The following is a 26,034-nucleotide window of genomic DNA, read 5'->3' on the forward strand; positions in this document are numbered from 1 at the left end:
ATTTTTTTAGTTACTAATATTCATGCATTGTAATATTTAAACTATCAACTACAATAAATTTATCGCCTTTTTTAGCACCATATTTTTCTAATATAGTATTAGCCGCTTCGTGGTTGTATTTAATTAGTGCTCTAACTGCTTCAGAGTGTCTTTCACAAAATACACTTGAAGTAACTCCGAAACTTCATACTAGTTTTTCATCGCTTACTACTCCAATAATATATGAGTTAGGACGATATTTTGAAATTTCCTTCAGTAATTTTCCACTGTGACTTAATACAACAGCAAATTTATATTCACCTTTTTCTAGAATTTTTGCTACTTCATAAGCAATTAGCATTCTTGAACTTGGATTATTTGCCACTTTTTCGATTTGATGAGCATAAAATGGATCAGTGTAGTATTCTTTTTCCGCTCTTTTAGCTATTTTTGACATTGTGCTAACAGCTTCATATGGGTATTTTCCACTGGCAGTTTCTCCTGATAGCATCGTTGCATCTGCTCCAATTTCAACAGCAAAGTAAACGTCTGTTACTTCTGCTCTTGTGGGCAATGGAACATTTTCCATTGAGTCAAGCATTTGTGTTGCTACGATTACTTCCTTGCCAGCCAAACGACATTTGCGAATAATTCTTTTTTCATAGTAAGGAACATCATAGTATGGAATTTCCAAACCTAAATCCCCCCTAGCAATCATAATTCCGTCACTAGCTTGAATGATTTCATCAATATTATTAATAGCAGTTTGTGATTCAATTTTAGAAATAATTTGAATGTGTTTTCCGTTATTTTCATCTAAGATTTTACGAATTTCTAGCACATTTTTAGCCGAATTAACAAATGATGCTGCAATATAGTCAACTTTATAGCCAGCTCCTCATTTAATATCTTCTTTATCTTTATCACTTAAAAATGGAATTGAGAAGTCAACACCTGGGATATTAACTCTTTTGTTAGTTTTTAAATTATGCCCGTTAACTGTTTCCACAATTACTTCCATTTGTTTAACTTCTTTAACAATTGTTACTAATTTTCCGTCATCTAGTAGTACTTGGTTACCAGCTTTAACATCTTTATCCATTCGATAAGATATTGAAATAGTTTTTTCATCCCCAATTAGATTTTTATATGATTCTTCATCAGTTTTAATTGAAAGTGTTGATTTTGGTGCGATGTAGCATAAATCATTTTTCATCTTTCCAATTCTAATTTCTGGACCTTTAGTGTCAAGCATTAACGAAATAGGAATGTCAAGTTCTTTTGAAATTGCTCTCGCAGTTTCAAATTTATTTTTATGAGTTTCAGGATTTCCATGTGAAAAGTTAACTCTAATTGTGCTAACTCCAGCCTCAATTATTCTTTTCATTACTTCATAATTCTCTGAAGCTGGACCAATTGTCGCAACAATTTTGGTTTTTTGTTCATTAAAATTCATTGTTTTACCAACCTTAATATATTATTATACCTTTTAATTTTATCATTAAATTGCCCAATAATCCACAATGGTTCATTTTGTAGTACAATAATTATTGTAAAGTATTATTTTTTTTACTTATATTTATGATTTAATTTATAAATTTACATAGCAAAAAACTTAATAAATTATTGTTATAAAATAGAGAGGTATACATATTAATTATGGCAAAATTTAAGAGAGTATTTTTCATTGTAACTGATGGACTTGGTATAGGTTCTGAACCAAGACAAAAAGAGTTCAATGATGTTGGAGCAGATAGCTTATTTCATGCTTCAGAAATTCTACCGCTTGAAATTCCGACATGAAAAAAATTAGGAATTACTGAAATAGCAAAAATAGCTGGACACAACGCTAAGAATAAAAATCCGCTAGCATACATGGCAAGAGTCCACGAAATGTCAAACGGAAAAGATACACTAACAGGACACTGAGAAATGATGGGTATTTACACTGAAGTTCCTAACCCTCAATTCACAGAAAAAGGCTTTCCTGATGATCTAGTAGCGGAGCTTTCAAAAGCTTTTGATAACCGCAAAATTATCGGAAATCGTAATGCTTCGGGAACAGTGATTTTACAAGAACTAGGACATCAACATATTCAAAATGGAGACATGATAATTTATACATCTCCAGACTCAACACTACAAATCATCGGGGATGAAAAAACTCTTGGTGTAGAAAAATTAACTGAGTATGCAAAACGTGCAAGAGCAATTTGTTCATCGAAACCTGAATGAAATGTTGCTAGAGTTATTTCACGACCATTTGTTTTTGAAAATGGTAAATTTACAAGAACATTCAACCGCCATGACTTTGCTAACAAACCAACTGGTCATATTATTTTAGAAGATTTACAAAGCAAAGGCATTGAAGTTGTTGCAGTCGGAAAAATTAATGATATTTTCACACATGTTGGTATTGATAAAGTTTATGGCCCTGCCTCAGATGATGAAAATATGGACATTGCTATTGATATTGCTTCATCAAATTCAACTAACCAATTGGTTTTTGTTAATTTAGTTCAATTTGACAGCCACTACGGTCACCGTGAAGATCCAGTAGGCTACAGCGAAAATGTTTCAAGATTTGACATCAAGTTAACTAAACTAATTAACAGCATGAAATCAGATGACCTACTAATTATCACTTCAGATCATGGAAATGATCCAACAAAAGGTCCTGACCATACTAGAGAAGCATTACCATTAACAATCTTTTCTAAATCATTTAAGAGCCCAAAAATTTTAGGAACTGTTAACGGTTTAGGAACAGCTGGAAATATTGTAGCAAGAAACTTTGGCACACCAACAGTTTCAACAGGTGATGATATTTTTGATGAACTAGTTTAGATAATTAATTTTTTTAATTATTATAGTTCATTATAATTTGGCATTAAGCCCATTTCTAAAAGGCTTAATGTTTTTTAATTTGTCAATTTTAATTAGCTAATAAAAATATAAATATTTTTAAGCAATCTTTAGCGATAAACTATTAAAAAAATGATTTTTTTCTATTTAATTTATAATAAAGAATTTTTAGTTTTTATTGATATTATATTGTTAGAAATCAATAAAAATATCAAATTTTTGGTTAAACAAATATAAAGGAATTTTAAAAAAGTATTATGAAGAAATCAATGAGAGCAATGGTGCTACTAGGAGCAGTTTCAGCTGTGACAACACTACCACTAGTCGCAATTAGTTGCTTCAAAAGCGGCGGTATATCAAGCGATGTTAAAAACCAATTTTATGATAATGCTAAATTACTATATTTAGCTAATAAAGCACTACCCCTGAAAGATTTACAAGATTATAAAAAAATTATGTTCATCGAAGGTAAGGGCGTTAAAGAAGATTATGTGATTAAAGAAATTATCGCCAGCCATCAAGTTAAAGATTCATGGTTTTTTGCCATACTAGTATCAGATAGCAGCGGTTCTAATAGTTTTATTGTACATGTTGAATTTCCTGAACGTGAAAACAATTTTTTAGAGGGAAAATTCATTTCGGCATCAGAATATAATTTGGCTGTATTAGGAAAAGTTAAACTTAATAAGGAGTTTTTAAAATTTCAAAATTCACTTAAATTTAAATACAATAAAACTTTAAATGCTGATGCTTTATTTAATGAAAAAAATGTTACTATTGAAAAGAATAAACTACTCAATAAATTTGATTACAAATTAGTTTATCAAAATTCACATCCAGATGATCAATTTGCATTAGCAATATATCAATTCAAAGCAAAGGGAGAAAGCGATATTTTTAATGTCTTTGTAAAATTTCCATTTGCTGAAAAGCAATCTCTTGCTTCGGTTATTTCAGACGAAAACGAAATAGAAAATCAAGTTCACACTCGTGAAAGATTATTAGCCGAATTTATGCGCACTGCAAAGTTTAGCTTTTGGAGTAATGCCTTAACTGAACTAAGAATTAATGACTATGAATTTAAATTATCGGGCGTAAATATTAGTGCTAATTATTCATTTAAAGCCAAATCAGTTCAGAATATCCAGGGAAAGATATTTGTTCAATTTGAAATTACAGATTTTGTTCGTCAAAAATTATTTGACTGCTGAGTTAAGTTTGAGCATGACAGCGAAAGCAAAAAATATCTAGGTGAATTTATTACGCTAAATGAATATATTGCATCACAGATTGTAGAAAGTAATTTTGTCAATGATTTTGCCAAAAATGCTTCCATTGCTAAATCCGGCAATGATTTTCGGTTAGTTGGAGATGCTGATTTTATTAGTAAATACACAATTAGTAAACATGAAAGTATTGGTTTGAATGAGAGTAAGGGCTTTGAAATTCAGAAATTTATTATTGTTGATAAAAAAGATCCAACTTCGAAATTTAATATCTTTTTGAGATTTTTAAATGACAGCACACCCGGAATATTTGTGTCACCTGATGAATATTTTGAGGCAAACCGTAAACACGATATCAAATTTGAAAATGATGAAATTCAAAAATATTTACAAAATGCAAAATTTAAATACAAGGGAAAATTAAGCGATAATGATAGCTTTGACATTAAAAAAATGCAACTAGAGGGCAATTATGATTACAATGTTATTCGTGTTAAATACACAGATAATAATGAAGTAATTGCTGAAATTGATATTAATCTGAAAAATGACTATCAGCCACTAATTAAATATGTTAGTTATGTTAAATTTTCATATGCTGAGACTGAAAGTGATGGTGTGATTTTGAATAATGAAGTTGAGTTTAAAAAAGCTTATACTGCAATTGAAGAAAAATTGCACGATCAGTTTGTTAAAAATACTAGATTTCGTTACAATTCAAATGTTAATGATTCTAAATTTAACGAGCGAAATTTAGTGTTTATAAATAGGGCGGAGTTTGATTTTGAAGTTAATGAAATCTATATTAATCGCACCGAAAATTCTACATCATTACTGCTAAAACTTGCTATCTTGAATTTAGAAAAAACTAAGAAATTATTTGATATTTATCTCCAATTAGATAATTCAGACTTAAATCCGATCTCAGTTGGACAATTCTATAAACAAATAAAAGAAAAAAAATATCAAATCTTTGACTTTAACCCCGCCTTCAAAGAATACAATACTTTTAAATACAAAGATATTTTTCCTAACAATACTAATTTAATGCTAAAAATGATTGACCCAACTAAACTTGTTTTATCCGGAAAAGACGAAAAAGAATATGAGTATGAAGTCGTTTGAGTTTATTATAACAAGGATAACAGCCTTGAATTAGATAATTCATTTAACAATGCTTATTTAATGAAAGTCAAGCTAACATCAAAACTTGATAGAAGCAATACTTTTGAGCTATTTTTGAAATTTAACAGCAACAGTGAAGAAAATAGCGCTGAATATGTTGATGAAAATGTAATTAATAAACATTTAAGTTTAGAAAAAAAATTATTCTATAAAGATCAAATAAAGTTTAGATATCCTAATGTTGAACACACTGGTAGACTTGATTATCTTATTGAGTTAATAGGTTCTTCTTATGAAATTAATGACTCTTTTGAAATTTATTATTTCCCAATCTTAAAAAAACGTGGCTTAGATCATTTTCTAGTGAAATATGAAATCGGTAGTCTTAATACATCTTACAAAATATTTGTAAATGCCAAATTCACATACAATGATAAAGAAGGAGATAATGAATTAAGTTATGCCGAAATTGTTAGTGATGAAGAATTTGATAATTTTTAATTGAAAATATACTTAAGCAAATAAATCTATTCTCATTAAAAGAGTATATTTTTATTATCTTAACTTTTTTCCACTCCCTTTCTTATGTTTTTATTTTAGTGATAATTTTGCTTGCAAAAAATAAAAACATATAAAATATATTAAGTATGAAAAAGCTAGAAAAAATTACTCCGCAAAATGATGATTTTGCTAGATGGTATACAGATGTTATCCAAAATGGCGATTTAATGGCTTATGGAGCTTCAAAGGGTTCTATAATTTTTAAGCCTTTATCTTTTGGCATTTGGGATAATATTCGTTTAACCCTAGATAAGGAATTTAAAAAAGTCGGAGTTCAAAATGTTAATTTACCACTACTAATTCCAGAAAGTTTACTTGCCAAGGAAAAAGATCACCTAGAAGGTTTTAATCCGGAACTGGCCACAGTAACTGAGGTTGGCGGAAAAAAATTAAGTGAAAAGTACTATATTCGTCCTACAAGTGAAACTTTATTTGGAGATTTCTTTAAAAATGAAATTAGCTCTTACAATGATTTACCATTAATTTATAATCAATGAGTTAATGTTTTAAGATGAGAGAAGACAACTAATCCATTCCTTAGAACTCGTGAATTTTTATGACAAGAAGGTCATACAATGCACTCTGATGGAGAGGAAGCAAAAGAGCTTACCCTTAAAATGCTAAAAATTTATAAAAAGTTTGTTAATGATTATTTAGCTATTCCCGTGATTGATGGCGAAAAAACTGAACACGAAAAGTTTTCAGGAGCTGATTTTACTTTCACAATTGAAGCAATGATGAAAGATGGCAAAGCTCTTCAAGCTGGCACAAGTCATTATTTAGGTCATAATTTTAGTGTTCCATTTGATATTACTTTTAAAAATAAAGACAACAAATTAGAATATGCTTATGGAACAAGTTGAGGCATTTCAACACGACTAATTGGTGCGCTAATTATGACACATGGAGATGATCGTGGTATTATTATTCCACCAAAGATTGCTCCAACTCAAGTCGATATTCTAGAGTTGTTTGCTAATAAGGAACCAAAAGTTCACAACTTAGCGCTTTCAATTGAAAAAACACTTAACAAAGTTGGCATTTCCACCAAGATTGATGATTCAGATAAAGGAGCAGGATTTAAAGCGTCTAATTCAGAAATTCATGGTACACCACTAAGAATTGAAATTGGGCCCCGCGATTTAGCTGAAAATAGAATATTATTAGTGAGACGTGATACACTCGAGAAATTTCATGTCTCAGTTGATGATGTTAAAGAAACGGTAAAAGAAATGCTAAATGATATTCAACTAAATTTATATAGTCAAGCAGAGCAAAGATTACTTAACAATCTTGTTGAGGTACATAATTTAGATGATTTCAAAAAAGCTATTTCTGAAGGTCACTGAGTTATTACTAATTTTGCCGGTAATGGTGAAGATGAAATTAAAATAAAAGAACTAACGGGAGCTTCATCGCGTTGTATACCCTTTAAGCTTCCAATCAAACTAAAAGATGATAAATGTTTCTTTAGCAATAAAAAAACCAAAAAATGTGTTATATTTGCTAAGGCATATTAAACATAAAAGGAGAAAATATATGTTAAAAAAAATCACTCATGCAGAATTAGGTGATCAACACCTAAACGGTAAGGCGATTGTAGCATTTAGAGCTACATGATGTCCTCCTTGCCAAATGCTAGCACCAGAACTTGAAATGTTAGCAAATCAACATAGCAATATTAATATTTTTGATCTAGATGTTGATCAAAATCAAGAGTTTGCTCATCAAATGGGCGTTTCGTCAATTCCTTCATTATTCTACTATGAAGATGGTCAACTTGTTGATAGAACAGTTGGTTATATCCCTGCTGATGAACTTGCAAAAAAATTTAAATAATTGATGTTTAAGCTACAATGTTAAATTTTAAACCACGTGCTTATTTTCTTGATTTAGATGGAACTTTCTTAGATTTACCTAAAACGGAAAATAGAGTTAGCGAAGATAACATTAATATCGCAAGACAACTAAATGATCAGGGAATCCCAGTTATTCTTTCAACTGGACGGCGTAATTCGGAATTTGTAGTTAATTTAGCTAATAAAATTAATTCACCATATATTGTTTGTCAAAATGGTGGTTTAATTGTTGACAGCAATAATAACGTTTTAAAAAAATGTGAGATTAAACGAGATAGTGCTCTAAAAGTAATTGAAATCCTAAAAAAAGAAAAAATGTTTTTTATGATTAATAGTTTGCCAATTATTTATGGGGCATCAACAAAAATCTTTATGGCACGACCATGAACCAAAAAAATGGAAATTAAAAAATATGATGAAATTCCACAAATATCAAATGTTACTAAAATTTTAACTTTTGGTAAGTTTTCAACCCGTGGCATCAAAAAAATTAAAGAAAGTTTAGAAGCAAACTTCTTTAATCTGAAATTCCACATTGTTTCTAAAGGTTGAAGTATTGAAATAAACGATATGAATGCTACTAAAGGTATTGCTAATTCGTATATCTGTCAATTACTAAATATTGATCCTAAAAAAGCTGTTCACTTTGGAGATTCGGGCAATGATGTTTCTGTTAAATCATATGTCGGCGCATTTGTTGTTATGAAAAATGCTGCCCGGAACATTAAAAAACACGGCGATATTATTGGTTATTCATATAAACGTAGTGGTGTAGCCAAAACAATTAAGAATCTTTTTATGACAAAAAAATAACTAAAAATAAATATGTTTCTTTATACTATTTTTAAATAAAATATTGTCAAAGCACGGTAGTACATACTGTGCTTTTTATTATTCAAAGTAACAATTTTATCGTTGAAATAATTTAGCCAATTTTAGATTCTAAATTTATTTGCATTTTGAAATTTTCGTTATTAAATAATATAAAATAATTGAAATAGCAGCATAAATTTTTAGCTATGATATGGAGAATTTGATGAAAAAAAATAATGATAATAAACTTGACCAGTTCTATACTAATCCAATCGTTTGCGATCGAATAGTTGAAATAGTTCGGCAACAAATTCCAAGCCAGTTAGAGCATGAAATTCTTGAGCCCTCAGCTGGCACTGGAAACTTTATAAATGCTTTAGAAAAAATTGGTATTGACAAAAGTGTGATAACTGCTTATGATATTGAACCTAAAAGTAGTAACATCATCAAAAAAGATTATTTAGCGGAAAAAATTGCCTTCAGTGATAATCGTTTTATTATTGGTAATCCTCCATTTGGTTACCGTGGAAAACTAGCGCTTGAATTTTTAAATAAAGGATTAACTGAAGCTAATTATGTTGCAATGATTCTACCTAACATTTTTCAGAGATACTCAGTCCAAAAAAAGGTTAATCAAAACGCTAAACTAATTTGTAATATAAGGTTATCAGATAATTCTTTTATTGTCAACGACAAAGAATATGACGTTAAATGTGTTTTTCAAATCTGAACTATAAAATCGACTTATGCTCCTGATTTGCGAATTAAATCACAAATTTCAATTCGTCATGAAGATTTTAAAACTTTTATTCACAATAATACTAAAACGACTCTCAAATATTTTGATAAGAGTAAATACCATTGAGATTTTGCTGTTCATCGCCAAGGCTACTATGACTATAATATTAAGATCACAGATCCAAAAAAATTAGTTGAAAATCGCCAATATTTTTTCATTAAGATTCTTAATGAAAAAGCCCGTGAAATTATTAACAGAATTGATTTTGAAAAACTTTCTAAATCAAACACACAAGTCTATGGTTTTTCAACAACCGACTTTGTCGAAGAGTATAAACGACTTAAAGGAGAAAAATTATAATGCTTCTATCGAGAATTTTTAAAGAAATAAAAGCTGATCCTCTTAAATATGCTACTTCAAATACTGGTGAAGACTTTGAAGCAAATTTTATGAAATTACTACGTAAAGAAGGATTTATTCACATAAAAGCAGGAAAAAATTTTTCCGCAGCCCAATCAGAAATTAAAGAGCTTGAAAAAAACTCTACTTTTAGTAGCGATGCCAACCTTAAGCAAATCTTAAAAAAAATTAAAGAGCAAATTTTAGATAAGACATCAACTGAATTAGTTGAAAATCCGTTTCAAAACTTCAATGAGTATTTTATCTATCAACCTTATGGCTCACAAAATTTTCCTGATTTTTTAGTTTTTAGTAGTAAATATATTATCCCGATTGAAACAAAATTCTCAAAGTATGAGGATAAACTAAAATCGAAGGAGATATCATCACGACCAGTTTGAAATTCTAATTTGCCAAAAGCAAATGCCATTTATTTATATGCTGTTTCAGGACGAGATACGACATTTTTTATGGGTTCGGATATACTTAATAATGATGTTCGCAGAATACTAATTGAATACTTTGAAAATTTAGATAAAGGAACTGATCAATTAGATAAATTACTATCTAATCTTGATAATAACTTTGGTTTCTATCCTTACATTAGGAAAGCTTATGAGCAGAAGCAAGAGAAATCAACTTATCAAAAAGATGGTAAAATTGCAATTGAGAGCTATTTTTCAAATAAAAGAGATCAAAGGGAAAATACCGTGATTGACTTTTTAGCATCTCTTGAGGATAAAGAAAAAAAATAGCAGTATAATTTGAAGCTATTTGGGTGATATATGAAAGAAAATAAGAGAAAAAACTCGATAAAGTTATCGATTGTTGTGCTTGGTGCGGTGATTGTTCCAATTTTAGTTGGTGTTGGTATTGGAATAAGCTATGCCACTAGCAACAAAGCAAAAATAGAAATTCAAAAAGAAAAATTACCAAATGATGAAAACGGTAATAATTCTGAAAAAGACGTTAAAGAAAATAGCGACAATTAATTAAATTCAGACAAGCTTCTGAATTTTCTTTTTAATGAATTTAGCTCAAGCTCTTCAAGAATTTTATTGGCAGCCTCTGATAATTCAATTTTAGTAATAGCTAAGCTATCAATATTAGGAAGACATAGCTCAAAATCAGAGCATAACGTTGCCATGAATTTATCGCGCATAGCATCTTCTTTATGTTCAATTAATTTTTTGGCCAGTGATGGTTTAATTTCATTAATGTTATTGTAAATATTTTCTAGACTTTGATACTGATTTAGTAAGGCGATCGCTGATTTATTTCCAATTCCTAAAATTCCCTTGAAATTATCACTTGCGTCGCCTACCATGGCTTTATAGTCTATAACTTGTGAAGGAAGAAAATCATAATATTTTTGGAAATTGTGGCGGTTTAAAATTACCATTTCGCCTTTGATTTTTTTTAGTATCGCAATGTTTTCGTCAATTAGTTGATTTAAATCCTGGTCGCCAGAAAAGATTAGAATGCTTGAGCCTTTGAAATTGTTAACTGCTTTGGCAATGATGTCATCAGCCTCATAGCCGTCACAGTATTGATTTTGAATATTAAGTGCTGATAGAAGTTGTTGAATTTTATCGAGCTGCATATAAAATTCCACTGGCGCTTTCTGCCTTCCTGCTTTATATTCTGTATAGATGTTATGGCGGAAGGTTTTAATTTTTGAATCAAATGCAAAATAAATATGTGTTGGTGAATAATTTTTTATCAATAAATTAACTGTATTAAAAAAACCAACGATAGCATTCGTTTGAATGCCTGAGGTTGTTTGCAAGATATTGGGATTAGGACCATATGCTGTAGCATAGTATGAACGGTAAGCCAAATATGTCCCATCAATAATTAATATTTTTTTATTATTCATTTCTAATTTTCCAATCTTTTAAAATTATTTTATCGCCCCTATCTTTTATTACTTTAATCTCGACTAATTTATCTTTTAGATTTTTAATTTCATTGTATTTTTCATCGTTAGCATTTCACATAAAAGCAACAGCAGTTTGTGTTGAATCTTGAAAAGTTAGTATTAAATAGTTCTTATTTTGTTTGGTAATGGCTAGCTTAACATTAAGGCAAACTGCAGTGGTTACATATTCATTACCAACATGCATATCATTGAATCTGGAACCAACTTTTTCATAGTTAGATGTTCTAGAAGCATTATAAACCTGACCAAGCAATCTTCTCTCATTTTCTTCTTCAATTTTATAATCATTTTCAAAAATATTTGTTGGTTTGTAGTTAATTATTTGGTCTTTAATTTCATCTCAAGGATGGTTTTTATTAGTTTCAAGTCATAACATTAGGTCACTATTTTCGCTTTCAATTTCTTTTAGCAGAGTTTGCTGGTTAATGTTGAAAATTCGCATGGCATTTGCTTCGATTAGGGTTCTAATGGTTGCGATGCCTAAAGATTTAGATCCTAGGAGACAATAAAGAGCATGTTGAAAGTTAATGTAAGATTTATTTTCATTGCGATTATTAACAACAAGCTTAACAATTTCACTACCAATGCCTTTAATCATGTTTAGAGGTAAAATAATAGCATTATCTTTTATAACGGCATTAATTTCTGAATCAACAATATTTGGAGATACTACCCTGATATTCATTTTCTTTGCTTCGTTAACGTATTTGGAAATTGTTTCATGTGCACCGTGGGCTGATGAAATACAGGCGGCATAAAATTCGAGTGGATAATGAGCTTTTAGATATGCCATTTGATAGCTAATCAAGGCATATGAAATTGCATGTGAACGATTAAATCCATAATCAGCAAATTTCTCAATACTTTTAAAAATCATTGTTGCAGTATCAATTGAATAGTTATTTTGAATAGAGCGATTTATAAATTTTTGTTTTTCATCTTCCATTTCATCACTTTTTTTCTTAGAAATAATTCTTCTAAAATTATCAGCTTCAGAGAATGACATATTAGCAACAGTTTGAGCAATTTGCATAATTTGTTCTTGATAGACAATAATGCCGTATGTATTGGCAACAATTTTATCGTATTCAGGATTGATTTTTGGCACAGTTTCATTACCAAATTTTCGAGCTGCGTATTTTGGAATATTAACCATTGGACCTGGACGATTAAGTGAAATAATTGCCACAATATCTTCAAAATCATTGACCTTAATTTTTTCCAAGGCACGAATCATAATCGCACTTTCTAGTTGAAATATCCCGATACTATTACCGGCACTTAGAATTGAAAAAGTTTTTTGATCATTTAGCGGAATATTATCTAAATCAACTTTAATATTTAAATTTTTTTCAATTAAATCCTTAATTTCCTTAATGGTAGTTAGTGTTTTAAGACCCAGGATATCCATTTTAATTAACCCAAATTTTTCTAAGTATTCCATACTTACTTGTGTTTGCTGAATTGTTTCATCTACCATTAAAGTTGGAACAAACTTAATAATTGGCTTAGAACTAATAACAAGACCGGCGGCATGTGTCCCGCTTTGACGATAGAAGCCAGAAATTCGGTTTGAAACATTCAAAATTTTATCTACAAGATTTGAATCTTCAGAATCAATTCTAGCAAGTTCGAGTGAAAACTTACTATTGTTTTGATACTCTTCTAATAAGTTTTTATCATCAGGAGAAATTAGTTTGGAGATACTATCAATTTGTTTTGGCGAAATATTATTCACTCGCATAACATCTCTAATCGCTGATTTTTTGCCAAGTGATGAAAAAGTGACAATATTAGCAACATTGTCAAAACCATATTTATTAACTAAATAATTAATAACGTCTTGCCTTCTATCATCTTGAACGTCGACATCAATATCTGGCATTGATACTCTTTCAATATTTAAAAATCTTTCGAAAATCAAATTGAATCTAATTGGATCAACGTTGGTAATGTTAAGTAGATAGCTAATTAAAGACCCAGCAGCACTTCCCCGTCCGGGGCCAATTGCAATATCATTATTTTTTGACCATTTAATTCAATCTTGAATAATTAAAAAGTAATCTTCTAGTCGCATTTTTTTAATTACTGAAAATTCATGATTTAGTCTTATTTGATAATCTTGACCTCAACTGTCTTTGCTAAATTTAGTTGTTATTGCTTTTTTTAGAAGGTTCTGTAAATATTCGATTGAACTAAGATTTTCGTCATTTTGAAATTTTGGAAGTGAATAACTATGATAAGGAATTTCAAAATAGATACTTTTAGCAAATTCATTAGTATTATTTACTAATTCACTTAAAACTGCGTCTTTTTTTTCATTTTCAAGCTTAAAACTGCAGGGCTCATAAATGTCATGAAAGTGTTCTTCTTTTCGCATTAAATTTAAAGTTGCAATAATTTCGTTATCAGAAAATTGAAAAATAGCGTTATGATTAATAAGTAAGCATTTGTCATAACCGAATGATAATAATGCTGCGGCACTATTTTCAAAATCAATTGGAAGTAAACTGTAATAATGATTTTCAAGCAATATTTTTTTATTAGTTCTTTTGAAATATCCAAAAATGGGATGTTCAATAAAAATTAATTTGCTAAACGGCGATAAATTTTCAAATTTAATAAAATGATTTGATAAAAGATAATATGATAAGTTTTTTAAAATTTCAAAATCGTCAATATTTTTGGCAAAAACAATAAATTTATATAGTTTGCCTTCAATTTCAACATCACATTCTAAACCAAAGATCGGTTTTAAGCTGCTACCTTCACATAATTTTTTAAAATATGCTAGGCTAAATAAGTTGTGATGTTCAGTAACTGCAAAGTATTCATTATCACTTTTTTTAAGATTATCAATAAACTCTTCAGGCTGGATACAACTCTTTAAAAATGAATATGTGGTATTCAAGTGTAAATTAATTAATTTCATAAAATTAATTATAAAGGGTTTCTAAATCTTATAACATTTTATTAATAAAAAAATACGAAAAAAAATTATTATTAGTGTATTAATTAAATTAAAATTTTGCTTCGTTATTTACTAATTTTAAATTGTTAATAAATCATTTTTTGCTAAAAAAAACTTTTAAAATAAGTGAATTTATAAATAGTGTCTATGTTGATAATTAGAGGAAATACTAGCTAAAATTTTACATTTAGAAACTAATTGTATTTTTTTTGTCTGTAGTTATTTAGAATTATATTGCTAGAAGACATGGAGGATTTTATGGGGACTTTTTTTTATGTCGAAAATGAGGATGATATTAATGTCTCAGATTTGGAAAATTTAAGATTATTATATCGTCCTTTACTGGGAAATAGCGGAGTTTCATTATATGAATTTTTATATGATTTTTGCAACTTATATAAAAATCAACAAATAAGACTGGATTTGCTTTTGGATTCGCTTGAGCTAGACATTGATAGTCTATCATTAATAAAAATTAAGCTTGAAACACTTGGCTTGATTAAGTCATATTATATAAATAACGATGAGCATTTGTTTACACTGCTAAAGCCACTATCAGCAAACCAACTTGTTAACAATGCATTCTTGTCGAACCAACTAATTCAAAAAATTGGACAAGATCATTATCTGAAAATCATTAGTGCTAAAATTAACCCCAAATTTGATAAATCCAAAATGTTAGAATGTTCAACAAAAGCTTATGAAGTGTACAATTATGATGATTTTAATCAAATAATAGCAGATGAGAAAGCGAATAATATTCTTTCCAAAAACCTTAATTTTTTAAAGACAAATGCTACCCCTGATAAATTTATTTCATCATACACCAACTTGTCTTTAAGCCCAAGCCAAATTAAAATGATTGACAAATTAAGAAGGTTAAAATTTAATGATGCTTGTATTAATTCTTTTATCAACTATTCAATTAATGTTAATCATTCAATTGTGTGCGCTTATATTGAAAAAGTTGCTACAACTTATGCACATCGTAATCTATTCTGCGCTGAATCAATAGATTTGGAGCTTTCAGCTGCTCTCTTGGCTAAACAAAAACAACATAATGATCCAAAAAGTACTAAAAATCACAATAATATTGATAAAGATAATGAACTAGAATGAGAAAACTAATTAAGGAGTATCGATGAATTTAAAAAAAGACATTGCAAAGTTATTCGGCAAAGATTTTTTGGTTAATTTTGATTCAAAAAAAGAATCAAAAAAAATTCTTGCATATCCTAAAATAAAAGAAATTATTGAAAAATTCAATCTAAATAGTGAACAGATAACTAAAGGTATGTCACTTTTGCAACGCTATTATAATTATTTAGTTACAAACGAGGATAAAGAACCTGATTGAAAATTAACGGTGGACGCTTATAATAATCTACAAATCGATTTTTCTAGCAATCATTTTTTTCTAAAAAAGAAACAAGAAGATAATTTTTGACTAACTAATATAACAAAATTAGAGAATGAATGAAAATTATATTTTGATACCCCTAATAAGAAAAGTCCAACTCGTATTCACACTGAAGCCAAACAAGCACTTAACTACTTTGATAAAAATCTAATTGCTGAAATCAAAAAAGTTACTTCGCTAAAAACTAAAAAAGGATTTTTTTTAGTTGATAGTAATTTTGTTAATGCTCAGGCAATTGTCAAATATTTAGCATTTTTGCTCGGTACTACTAAAAATAAAACTGTGGCATTTTTAGATGTTAATCAGTTTTTTAACTATACTATGAACAATTATCGAAATAATAAGCATGATGAAAATGAGTTGATCAATAAATATTTAAATCAAGTTGACTATTTGTTTTTAAATAATTTTGGCATTGGAGCTAAACCAGAACTATTTATCACTAACTTAATTGCAACATTAAATCAAAGAGAAATTGATGAAAAACCAACATTTATCACTTCACTAATTGATGTAACTTTAAATAATGTTTCTATCATTAATAGTGGTAATAAAACAGATCGTAACTTACGAATTAATGGTGTCGAAAAGCTATTAAAAAACACAATAAGTCGGATAATGACAAAATTTATTGCTAAAAATAAATAAATTTACAGAAATAAAAGTAAATTAAGGTCTGTTATAGTATATAATTTTGTATATTTTCATTAATATAGTACAAAGCGTTCCCTCTACGCTTTTTCTTTATTTTTGACAAAAAAATATATTATATTATATAATATTATAAGAATTATGGCCATGTGCCACCATAGCCAAACGGCCAAGGCATAGGTCTGCAACACCTTGATTACCGGTTCGAATCCGGTTGGTGGCTCCATATATGCGCCCGTAGCTCAATTGGACAGAGTGTTTGGTTACGGCCCAAAAGGTTGCGGGTTCGACTCCTGCCGGGCGCGCCATATCAGGTAACTGACTAAAAGTGCATTTCGCATTTTTTTTTCTTAATTTTTGGCAATTATAGTTTTTAAATGCTAAAATAGTGCTAATGAGGATAATATGAATAACGATTTTAGAGATGAAAAAATAAATGCAAAATTAGCCTACTATTTCAAGTTGATTGTTGACACTTACATTGAAACAGGAGAACCTGTCGGATCGCAAAAGCTTGTTGAGGAACATAAACTAAATTGTTCATCTGCAACAATTAGAAATATTATGGCGGAACTTGAAAAACGTAATTTTTTAGAAAAACCACACACTTCAGGTGGTAGAGTTCCCTCTGCAAAAGGTCTTGAATATTATGCTAGAAATTTGGTATATAATCCTCTCGAATATTTTGATGAACGTTTAGAAGATTTGCTTGCTAAAAGGAGAATAAGTATTGATTCAACGTTGGATGAAGCAGCAAAAATTGTTGGACAAATGGCCGGATTTGCCGTTGTTGCCACATCTAATAATTTATACGAAACTCTGAAAAGCATTCAACTAACTGCTTTGAATAGCGCCTCTGCTGTTGTTGTTTTAGTAACAAGTGGTGGCAATGTTCAAAATAAGATTTTCAATTTTGATAAAGGGGTTGAACTTAATGATCTGAGAATAGCAGTTAGACTATTCAAAGAGCGTCTAATTGACACCCCTCTAATTGAATTAGCTTCTAAAATTCAATCATTATCGCCAATTTTTAGCAAACAAGTAAAAAATTACGAAGTAATTATGCAGAAATTTATTAAGTCTATTTTTAGATTTGAGGAGAAAATCGAAAATAAAGCTTTCAACAAAAGTGCTATAATTTTATCTGAAAAAATTTCACGAGAAGAGATTGCGAAATTATTTGATTTAATTGAAAATCATTCTGTATGGGAAGCAATAGAAAACAATCTAGATGATGAAAGTAATATTAAATTAGATGTATCACGCCCTAACTTAAATATTATTTCTAAAAAAATTGATTTTGTTAATAGTGAAAATATTAAAGAAATTAGCATAGTTGGTCCTAAAAATTTAGACTTTAAAGAATCATTTGAAGCAATAAAGATTTTAGAGAAAATTATTAAGGATAGGAATGGAGAAAAAAATGAGTAAAAAAATAAATGAATTTGACTATATTGAATTTGTGGTTATGGAAAAATCGCAAAAAGACTTTAAAGACGAAGAAATTCAGAAAGGTTTCTTCAAAACTAACACTTTTGACAAAGAAATAGAAGATGTATTTGAAACAACAGAATTAGATGATAACAATGAGATTAAGTGCGAATTAGAAAGAGGAAATGTAGTAATTAAAGTTCTAAAAAGAACTGAAACTCCAGAGTTATATAGAAATGTTCTTGAAAACTACAATAAATCACATAATGATGTAATAGAAGCCCAAATGAATGCAGTCAAATTACTACAAAAAGTAGAACAGCTAAATTCAGAAATTGTTGAAAATGAAAAAAACTTTAGAAAGCAATTAATTGATTTACAGCAAGCAGCTCAAAATCAACTTAATGAGCATAAACAAAAAAATGATGAACACATTGCAAATCAAACCAAGGAAATTAAAGATTACGCTTTGCAATCTTTTTTAGAAGATCTTTTAACACCATTAAATAACTTTGAAATCGCAATTAATAGTGCAAAAGATATTGATAATCCAATCGTTCAAAACTTTGTGCGTGGATTTGAAATGTTATACACTCAAATCGATACAATATTAAATGACCATGGTGTGGAAAAAATTATTCCTACTGTTGGAGAAAAATTTGATCCAAACATCCATCAAGCATTTGAACTAACTGATGAAGGTGATGAATCTGAAGCAATTGTTTTGGTTAAAAATATTGGATATAAGCTTCATAATCGAACAATTAAACCTGCATTAGTGGTTGTAAAAAAATAATAAGTATCATTTTTATAAAGCATTAGTTAAATAAGTTTAAAATATATAATGCTTTATTTTAATTAATTAGCTAATTTTATAATTTTAAGTTTAGAAAGGAAATTTATGAAAATTCCATTTATAGCAATTAAAAATCAAATAATTTTACCATTTGGTATTGAAAATGAAAAAATAAGAGTTGGAAAACCAGCATCAGTTAATGCTTTTTTTGAGTCGGTTGAAAAGCATAATAATAAGGTTTTAATTGCTTTTATTAAAAAGGATGTTGACATTAAAAATGAACCCAATATTAATCAATTAGAAGAATATGGGGTAATTGCTGACATCGTTGGTCAAGAGGAAAATAACGGGATTTATGATCTTCAACTTAAATCAGGTGATCGTCAAAAAATCATTAGCCTTGAAGCTAAAGAAAGTGCTGATGGTTCTGGTAGTCATATAATTTATGCTAACACCGAAGAGGATATTTTAGAAAATAAAAATCTGAAGAATTTCAATGAAAAATTTAGAAAAGTTTCAATGATTGTAAGAAAGTTAGCAGCCCCACATTTTGATCCAACTGAAGACGGTATGAAAACAAATGGAAATTTCAAAGCAATTTCTAACTTTTTAAATTCTTATAAAAATGATATTAATGTTGCCGACTATTCACTAATTACTTGAAAAATTATAAATCACTTACGTAGTAGTTTTTCTACTATTGAACTACTAAAATTTATTAACTATAGTAATTTAGACATTAGATTTGATGAAATTATTAAAAAACTAATTAACCGAATTAAATTTGATGAGCTTGAAGGTGAAATAAACAGTAATCTTCGTGGTGATATGGAAAATCAACAACGTGAATTCTTCCTGCGTGAAAAATTACGTCAAATTAATAAAATGTTAAATGAAGACGATGGCGGCAATAAATTAGTTGCCAACATTGAGGAAAATGATGCACTAAAAAAACAATATCCTCAATATGTTTTAGATGCCTTGAGAAGTGAACAAAACCGTATGTCATCAATGATGCCTTCAAGTCCAGAAGCTAATATCTCAAAAACATACATTGATTTACTACTGAATCTTCCATGAAGAAAAGTAAGCAAAGAGATTATTGATATTGATTTTGTTAGAAAAATCCTTGATAGAGATCATTATGGTCTAAAGAAACCAAAAGAAAGAATTTTGGAGTTTATTTCTGTGTTAACTCACACTAAAGGCAAGTCTTCAAAAGATGAATATATTGCCATCAAAAATGATCCTGAACACTTTATTGATACAAAATTATTTGTTACTCAAGCGGGACAAGCTAATAATAATCCAGTTAACAATATTCCAATACTAACCTTAATTGGTCCTCCCGGAACAGGTAAAACAACCTTGGCTAAATCTATTGCCGAAGCACTAAAGAGAAAATTCATAAAAGTTTCATTAGGTGGAGTTAAGGATGAAAGTGAAATAAGAGGTCATAGAAGAACTTACGTCGGAGCAATGCCTGGAAAAATTATTTCTGCAATTAAAAAAGCTCGTGTTTCTAACCCGGTTATCTTACTTGATGAAATTGACAAAATGTCATCAGATTTCCGTGGTGATCCAACTAGTGCAATGCTTGAAGTACTAGATCCTGAGCAAAATGCTAATTTTCAAGATCACTACCTTGATTTAGAATACGACCTATCAAAGGTGCTATTCATCGCCACAGCTAACTCATATGATACCATTCCTGCCCCATTAATTGACCGTGTTGAAATTTTGGAATTATCAACATATACAACGAAAGAAAAAATAGAAATTGCTAAATCATATTTGATGCCAAAAATTTACTCACAAAATGCCCTAACTGAAAAGCAAATGCAATTAAATGATGAAGTTTTAGAATTTATCGTGAGATTTTATACCCGTGAAAGTGGAGTTCGTGAACTAAAAAGAATTCTTGATAGTATTGCTAGAAAAATTGTTGTTCAGATTCTAGACAAAAAGATCAAAAAAGAATTTATTGTTACTAAACAAGCGGTGGTTGACTTTTTAGGACCAATTAAATTTGATGATGACGAAAATGAAAACAAGGCACAAATTGGTGTTGTAAATGGCCTTGCTTATACAAGTTTTGGTGGTTCTACTTTAGCAATCGAGGTAACAACTTTCCCTGGCAAAGATGGTCTAAAGTTGACAGGACAACTTAAAGATGTTATGAAAGAATCTGCCCAAATTGCGCTAGCTTATGTTCGATCAAATGCTAAAAAATTTGGAATTGACTTTGATTTTGAAAATAATTCAATTCATATCCACGTTCCAGCCGGAGCTATTCCGAAAGACGGACCTAGTGCCGGAGTAACATTTACCACCTCAATTATTAGTGCCTTAACTAAAAAACCAGTTCCGGCTATTATTGGAATGACTGGTGAGATTACTTTACGGGGAAAAGTTCTACCAATTGGTGGCTTAAAAGAAAAATCACTAGCAGCCACCCAATTTGGTATTAAGAAAATTTTTATTCCTAATGATAACTTTAAGAACTTAGTTGATGTTCCTGAAGAAGTAAAAAAAGAAGTTCAATTCATCCCGGTTAAATACTATGATGAAATATATAATGAAATTTTTAAATAGCAAATAAAAAAAATAAGATTCGCGTCTTATTTTTTTTTACTTGTTTTGATTATTTTAATTTAGCAATGTATTTTAGGGTTCTAATGTATTGGTTTACAAATGAACTTTCATTGTCATATCATGAGTAAACTTTGTACATTTTCTTACCATCTACTTCAATAACTGATGTTAATTGACTGTCGAAAATTGAACCAGCTTTTGAACCAATAACATCACTTGAAACGATTGGGGCATTAGTGTATTCTAGTGAGTCAGAAGCGTGTTTTTTCACAGCTTCGTTAATTTCATCAACAGTTACATCTTTTTTAAGTTCAACTGTTAAATCAACGATTGATCCAGTAATTGTTGGAACTCTTAGGGCAATTCCGTTCATTTTTCCGTTTAGACTTGGTATAACCTTGCCAATCGCCTTTGCTGCTCCAGTCGATGTTGGAATCATATTTGAAGCTGCTGCTCTAGCTCTTCTTAAATCATTGTGAGGAGCATCTTGAAGTCTTTGGTCAGCAGTATATGAGTGAATAGTAGTCATATATCCTTTTTCAATTCCAAATTCTTTTTCTAGGACATTTACAACTGGTGCTAATGAGTTGGTGGTACATGATGCCCCTGAAATGATTTTGTCATTTTTGTCAAGAGTTTTTTCATTAACTGAGTAAACAATTGTTTTCACATCATTACTTTTTGAAGGAGCACTAATAAATACTTTTTTAGCTCCTGCATCAAGGTGAAGTTGTGCTAATTCTGAAGTTACAAATCTTCCTGTTGCTTCGATAACAATATCTACTTTTAATTTTTTTCATGGTAGCATTGCTGGATCTTTTTCGCTGAAGATAGGAAATTCTTTATCGCCAATAACAATTGAATTCTCTGTGCTTGAAACATCTTCTTTCATTGTTCCGTGAGCTGTATCATATTTTAGTAAATGCGCTAAAGTTGAAGCATTGGTTAAATCATTAATAGCGACAACTTCTAGTTCAGGATCATTATAGATTTCTCTAAAAATTAAACGACCAATTCTCCCGAAGCCGTTGATTGCAATTTTTGCTTTCATATTATCCTCCGTATATTAATATGTTAATTACACAATTATAATTATATTTTTTTTGTCTAATTATAGTGCATAAATAAGCATAAAATAAGTTTTTTATTTTTATACTATTTTAGTTTTTCGATTATTTGTACTAATCATTAGGCTAAGTTAATGATTTTTAGCTAGATATAAGCAGATTTTTACATTTTTTTAGCTAATTTTAAAATATTATTTCAATTTTTAATGCTTTTATAATCTAAAGATTATTTTTTTTATTAGCTTATATTATAATAACTAGGTTAAAAAAATAATGTTAATATACAAGGAGTTACCATGAGTAAGAAAAATTTTAAGTGATGAGTTGCTTTGCCCGCAACTGTTGCAACCTTGCCTCTAATTGCAGCTTCATGCGTTAAAGCAAAGATAGATACTAATCCTTCTCCTAGTCCACAACCAGATCCTAGTAAACCGGGCCCAATGAATCCAAGTCCTGAAGTACCAAAAAATCCGATGGTTACACCCCCAAATAATAATATGCCTCAAACTCCACCATCAATGATGCCAAGAGATATGTATAACCCACAAGAAATAATAAATAAATATTCCAATAAATTTGCTGGACTTGATGAAATAAAAAAACAGATTGATGAATTGCACAATTTATTTGATTTTGGTGATAATTCACAAACCGATTTAAATACTGATAAATATAAATGACTAATTAGGGATTTTAATTTGATCAATACAATTCAAGATAATACTAAAATAGCAGAAAAATTAAAAGAACATTTAGAAGAAAATCCTGACGTAATTATTACTGAATTTTCTGTTAGAATTGAGGATTTAATATTAAATACTCTAGAAGATGATATTAAAAATAATTTTAAGAGAAGGTATATGAAACTTAATGAATCTTATATTAAATCTTATAAAACACTTTCCGAAAATTATTTGAAGATAGAAAAAAAATTATTAAATCTTAAAAATAAGGTTCCCAAACTTGTCTTTACTAAATTATCTGATAAGAATTCTTGGACAGAATTCATTAAGTTGTTAAATGAAAAAATTACTTTATTTAAAAAAAATCAAGAATTAGTAAATCTATTTAAGTCAAATACAACTTTTAGTTATGAAGGTAAATTAAATAATGAGGTTAATTATTGATTTGATGATAGCAAAGTAAAATATACTGGCAGTAGTGATTATAAAATTGAAAAAGGCGAAACAAGAATATTAAATGGGGAATCAGTTTTGGTAAGTTACCGTATAACGAATAATGAAACTAATTATAAATTTAATGTTTTTGTAAAATATTCTTACAATGATGAAGATTCATCTAAAGATGCAGAATATATAAATTATAAAACTTTCCAAGGAGGAATTTTAAAAAGTAAGCATGAAGAACAACTAATACATAAAATTAGGGAAGAAAAAGTTAAAAAATTCATGTCAGACGCTACTTTTAAATACTCAGGAATATTGAATGATGAAATTTCTGGAATATTTAAGAGAAATAAAATAATTCCAATTCCTCTTGATGGATATGATGTTACTATTCTAAACATAAAATTTGAAGAAAACAAATCTGTAGCAGTTAATTTTCAAGTTGAATTTGATGAGCCTGGCAATAACAGACATTCTTTTTATTTATATGTTAGATTTTTGCATTCTAACGAATCCAATAAGGAAATAGTTGGGACATATATAACTGAAAGTGAGTTTAATAGCAATAAGTATAAGAATCAAAAAGATTATCAATATGCAAAAAAATTGAAGATTAATAATTTTCAATCTAAAATAAGCATTAAATATAATTCAACTTTTACTAATATGCCTGGTTCCAAACCTGATTTTAGAAATGGTTTGAAATACGAAAAAAGAGATGAATATCAAGGATACACCATTATTCCACGTTCTTTTAAAACTAGCGATTCGAAAAAAATCTTTATTATTTTCTTTCAATTACACAATCCTGCATCTAATGAGTCTGATGTGAATATTTATATAAAATTTAAATATAGTGATGCAAAACAAGAACAACTGGGAATGTATACTGATGAAATTGAATTTAAAAATCTATTTTAACAATAAGTATTCGCAATAAAAAATCAAATTTAAAAAAAATAATTTTTTTGTGAAAATATTTTTTTTTACTATATAATGTATTACATAGCAATCATAACGAAGGGGTTCCACCTGATACCATTCCGAACTCAGCAGTTAAGCCCTTCAGTGCCGACGATACCGCACGGGAAAATAGGTCATTGCTTTTTTTATTATTTTTTTTATATAATTTAATTAACAAATAGAATAGGAATAAAATGTCAGTTTCATCATTTGCTTTTGAAGTCAAAAAAGAAATTATTAATCGTAAATTAACTAAAAGTCAGAAGCTTGGTCTATTAAGTGGAATTTTAGCTACAACAAAAATTCAAAAAAATTTATCTTATATTATTATCAATAATAAGGAAGTATTTAACTATTTAAAAACCTTACTATTAGAGCTAAAAATTAAGTATGAAAGTCCTCGTAAAAACGCTTTCTTGATCAACCTTAATTCCTTTCGTCACCATAATTTTAAAAAAGAGAGAGATTATTTTTCTGGCATTTTTTTAGCTAGCGGATCAATTAATAATTCAAATAGTGTCCAAAACCACTTGGAATTAAAATTTTATGAATTATCATATGCTGAAGATGCTTTAGATATTCTTAATAAGCATGATATGAATTTCAAACTCCACGTGCGAAAAGGCCGCTACCTAATCTATATTAAGAGATTAGAAGACATTTGTGACTTTCTTAAAGCCATTGATGCGATTGATGCTTACTATCGCTTCGAAGATTCAATAATTGAACGGGATTTTTTTAATAATGTTAATCGAATTACTAACTTCGACATTTATAATCAACAAAGAATAGCGAATGCTAATATCGTGTTTTTAGACAATTATGATTATATAAAAAACAACCATCTTGACGCAAACTTTACCCGTGATGAAATGATTTTTTTTGAACTAAAGAAAAATAATATTGATCTTAGTTTAAATGATTTAGTTTTTCACCTTAATAAGTATAAAATCATCAAGTCTCGTTCTGCTCTGAATCATTCGTTAATTAAGTTGAAAAAGGTGGTAAATAAATTTAAAAAACAGTAATTTTTAATAAATATAAAAAAATAAAGGATTAACTCCCTTATTTTTTTATATAAAATTACATTTCTTTTTTGCAAGATTTTTCCATATCACATGACTTTTTGCATTCATCTTTCATGCTACAGCTTTTTTCCATGTCACATGATTTTTCGCATTTTTTGTCCATGTTGTCGCATTTCTTGTCCATGTCGCATTTTTTGTCCATGTCGCATGATTTTTCCATGCTACAAGTTTTTTCACATTTCTTGTCCATATCACATGATTTGTCACATGATTTTTCCATATCACATGATTTCTTACAACATGAATTTTCATCCATGTTATTCATCATTTTTTCTTCTTTGTTCATATTTGTGTTCTCCTTTATAGATTATTCTTGCACATATATATTTTATATTATTTTTATATCATTTCGGCGCTTTGAGACATATTTTAAAGAAATTTTAATATTCATTTAAAGTTATTTTGTAAATTATTAGA

20 protein-coding genes, 2 tRNA genes and 1 rRNA gene are annotated in these 26,034 nt (G+C 28.9%); 18 read left to right on the forward strand and 5 right to left on the reverse strand.

The genetic code is table 4. The features are described 5' to 3' along the window. Positions 1-13: 13 nt before the first annotated feature. The gene (gene pyk, locus HGG64_RS01795) at positions 14-1,435 is read right to left on the reverse strand and encodes a pyruvate kinase (RefSeq protein ID WP_169580260.1); all 1,422 of its coding nucleotides are present in this window, start codon (positions 1,433-1,435) and stop codon (positions 14-16) included. Positions 1,436-1,638: 203 nt separating this feature from the next. Between pyk and HGG64_RS01800 the strand changes: the two genes are divergently transcribed. From HGG64_RS01800 to HGG64_RS01835, 8 genes are all read left to right on the forward strand, one after another. Beyond that, positions 1,639-2,826, forward strand: a complete 1,188-nt coding sequence (locus HGG64_RS01800; protein WP_169580261.1) for a phosphopentomutase — start codon at positions 1,639-1,641, stop codon at positions 2,824-2,826. A 275-nt stretch (positions 2,827-3,101) separates the two neighbouring features. Next, the gene (locus HGG64_RS01805; protein WP_169580262.1) at positions 3,102-5,696 is read left to right on the forward strand and encodes a hypothetical protein; all 2,595 of its coding nucleotides are present in this window, start codon (positions 3,102-3,104) and stop codon (positions 5,694-5,696) included. Between the two features lie 146 nt (positions 5,697-5,842). Then, positions 5,843-7,276, forward strand: coding sequence for a proline--tRNA ligase (gene proS, locus HGG64_RS01810; protein ID WP_169580263.1), 1,434 nt, complete (start codon positions 5,843-5,845; stop codon positions 7,274-7,276). Positions 7,277-7,295: 19 nt separating this feature from the next. Continuing rightward, positions 7,296-7,595 carry a thioredoxin family protein gene (locus HGG64_RS01815; RefSeq protein ID WP_169580264.1) on the forward strand — a complete coding sequence of 100 codons (300 nt, stop codon included), beginning with the start codon at positions 7,296-7,298 and terminating at the stop codon, positions 7,593-7,595. 17 nt (positions 7,596-7,612) lie between these two features. Beyond that, on the forward strand, positions 7,613-8,428 hold the full coding sequence (locus tag HGG64_RS01820; RefSeq protein WP_169580265.1) for an HAD-IIB family hydrolase: 816 nt from the start codon (positions 7,613-7,615) through the stop codon (positions 8,426-8,428). A 223-nt stretch (positions 8,429-8,651) separates the two neighbouring features. Next, positions 8,652-9,527: a DNA methyltransferase family protein gene (locus HGG64_RS01825; protein ID WP_205852848.1), complete on the forward strand. Its 876-nt coding sequence runs from the start codon at positions 8,652-8,654 to the stop codon at positions 9,525-9,527. After that, entirely contained in the window at positions 9,527-10,321 is a 795-nt protein-coding gene (locus HGG64_RS03230; RefSeq protein WP_205852849.1) for a hypothetical protein, read from the forward strand. Before HGG64_RS01825 ends, HGG64_RS03230 begins: the two co-directional genes overlap by 1 nt. A 30-nt stretch (positions 10,322-10,351) precedes the next feature. Next, entirely contained in the window at positions 10,352-10,558 is a 207-nt protein-coding gene (locus HGG64_RS01835) for a hypothetical protein (protein ID WP_169580266.1), read from the forward strand. On the opposite strand, the gene HGG64_RS01840 is transcribed toward HGG64_RS01835, so the two are convergent. Continuing rightward, positions 10,555-11,445 (reverse strand): 5'-3' exonuclease, encoded by an 891-nt coding sequence (locus tag HGG64_RS01840; RefSeq protein WP_205852850.1) that lies wholly within the window; start codon positions 11,443-11,445, stop codon positions 10,555-10,557. The two genes, HGG64_RS01835 and HGG64_RS01840, sit on opposite strands and share 4 nt — an antisense overlap. Beyond that, positions 11,438-14,440, reverse strand: coding sequence for a DNA polymerase III subunit alpha (gene dnaE / locus HGG64_RS01845; protein ID WP_169580267.1), 3,003 nt, complete (start codon positions 14,438-14,440; stop codon positions 11,438-11,440). The genes HGG64_RS01840 and dnaE overlap by 8 nt, the downstream gene beginning before the upstream one ends. 297 nt (positions 14,441-14,737) lie before the next feature. Between dnaE and HGG64_RS01850 the strand changes: the two genes are divergently transcribed. The 7 genes from HGG64_RS01850 (at position 14,738) to lon (ending at position 21,372) form a co-directional block, all read left to right on the forward strand. Next, positions 14,738-15,607, forward strand: a complete 870-nt coding sequence (locus tag HGG64_RS01850) for a replication initiation and membrane attachment family protein (protein ID WP_169580268.1) — start codon at positions 14,738-14,740, stop codon at positions 15,605-15,607. Between the two features lie 13 nt (positions 15,608-15,620). Beyond that, entirely contained in the window at positions 15,621-16,547 is a 927-nt protein-coding gene (locus tag HGG64_RS01855; protein WP_169580269.1) for a hypothetical protein, read from the forward strand. 154 nt (positions 16,548-16,701) lie between these two features. Then, positions 16,702-16,776, forward strand: a tRNA-Cys gene (locus HGG64_RS01860). Between the two features lie 5 nt (positions 16,777-16,781). Next, a tRNA-Arg gene (locus HGG64_RS01865) sits at positions 16,782-16,858 on the forward strand. Between the two features lie 97 nt (positions 16,859-16,955). After that, complete coding sequence (hrcA, locus tag HGG64_RS01870) at positions 16,956-17,981, forward strand: heat-inducible transcriptional repressor HrcA (protein WP_169580270.1); 1,026 nt, start codon at positions 16,956-16,958, stop codon at positions 17,979-17,981. Next, positions 17,974-18,777, forward strand: coding sequence for a nucleotide exchange factor GrpE (locus HGG64_RS01875; protein WP_169580271.1), 804 nt, complete (start codon positions 17,974-17,976; stop codon positions 18,775-18,777). Before hrcA ends, HGG64_RS01875 begins: the two co-directional genes overlap by 8 nt. Positions 18,778-18,882: 105 nt before the next feature. After that, entirely contained in the window at positions 18,883-21,372 is a 2,490-nt protein-coding gene (gene lon, locus HGG64_RS01880) for an endopeptidase La (protein ID WP_169580272.1), read from the forward strand. Positions 21,373-21,421: 49 nt separating this feature from the next. Here the strand turns inward: lon and gap are convergent, their stop codons facing one another. Further along, positions 21,422-22,423: a type I glyceraldehyde-3-phosphate dehydrogenase gene (gap, locus tag HGG64_RS01885; protein ID WP_169580273.1), complete on the reverse strand. Its 1,002-nt coding sequence runs from the start codon at positions 22,421-22,423 to the stop codon at positions 21,422-21,424. A 312-nt stretch (positions 22,424-22,735) separates the two neighbouring features. Between gap and HGG64_RS01890 the strand changes: the two genes are divergently transcribed. The 3 genes from HGG64_RS01890 to whiA all read left to right on the forward strand — a co-directional run bounded on the left by HGG64_RS01890 (position 22,736) and on the right by whiA (position 25,557). Continuing rightward, the gene (locus HGG64_RS01890) at positions 22,736-24,487 is read left to right on the forward strand and encodes a hypothetical protein (RefSeq protein WP_169580274.1); all 1,752 of its coding nucleotides are present in this window, start codon (positions 22,736-22,738) and stop codon (positions 24,485-24,487) included. Positions 24,488-24,570: 83 nt separating this feature from the next. Continuing rightward, positions 24,571-24,675 (forward strand): 5S ribosomal RNA (gene rrf / locus HGG64_RS01895). Between the two features lie 48 nt (positions 24,676-24,723). Next, positions 24,724-25,557, forward strand: coding sequence for a DNA-binding protein WhiA (gene whiA / locus HGG64_RS01900; protein WP_169580275.1), 834 nt, complete (start codon positions 24,724-24,726; stop codon positions 25,555-25,557). Positions 25,558-25,612: 55 nt separating this feature from the next. Here whiA and HGG64_RS01905 read toward each other — a convergent pair whose 3' ends face one another. Beyond that, positions 25,613-25,903 (reverse strand): hypothetical protein, encoded by a 291-nt coding sequence (locus HGG64_RS01905; RefSeq protein WP_169580276.1) that lies wholly within the window; start codon positions 25,901-25,903, stop codon positions 25,613-25,615. Positions 25,904-26,034: the final 131 nt, after the last annotated feature.

Source organism: Mycoplasma phocoeninasale (genome assembly GCF_012934885.1).
Taxonomy (GTDB): domain Bacteria; phylum Bacillota_I; class Bacilli_A; order Mycoplasmatales; family Metamycoplasmataceae; genus Metamycoplasma; species Metamycoplasma phocoeninasale.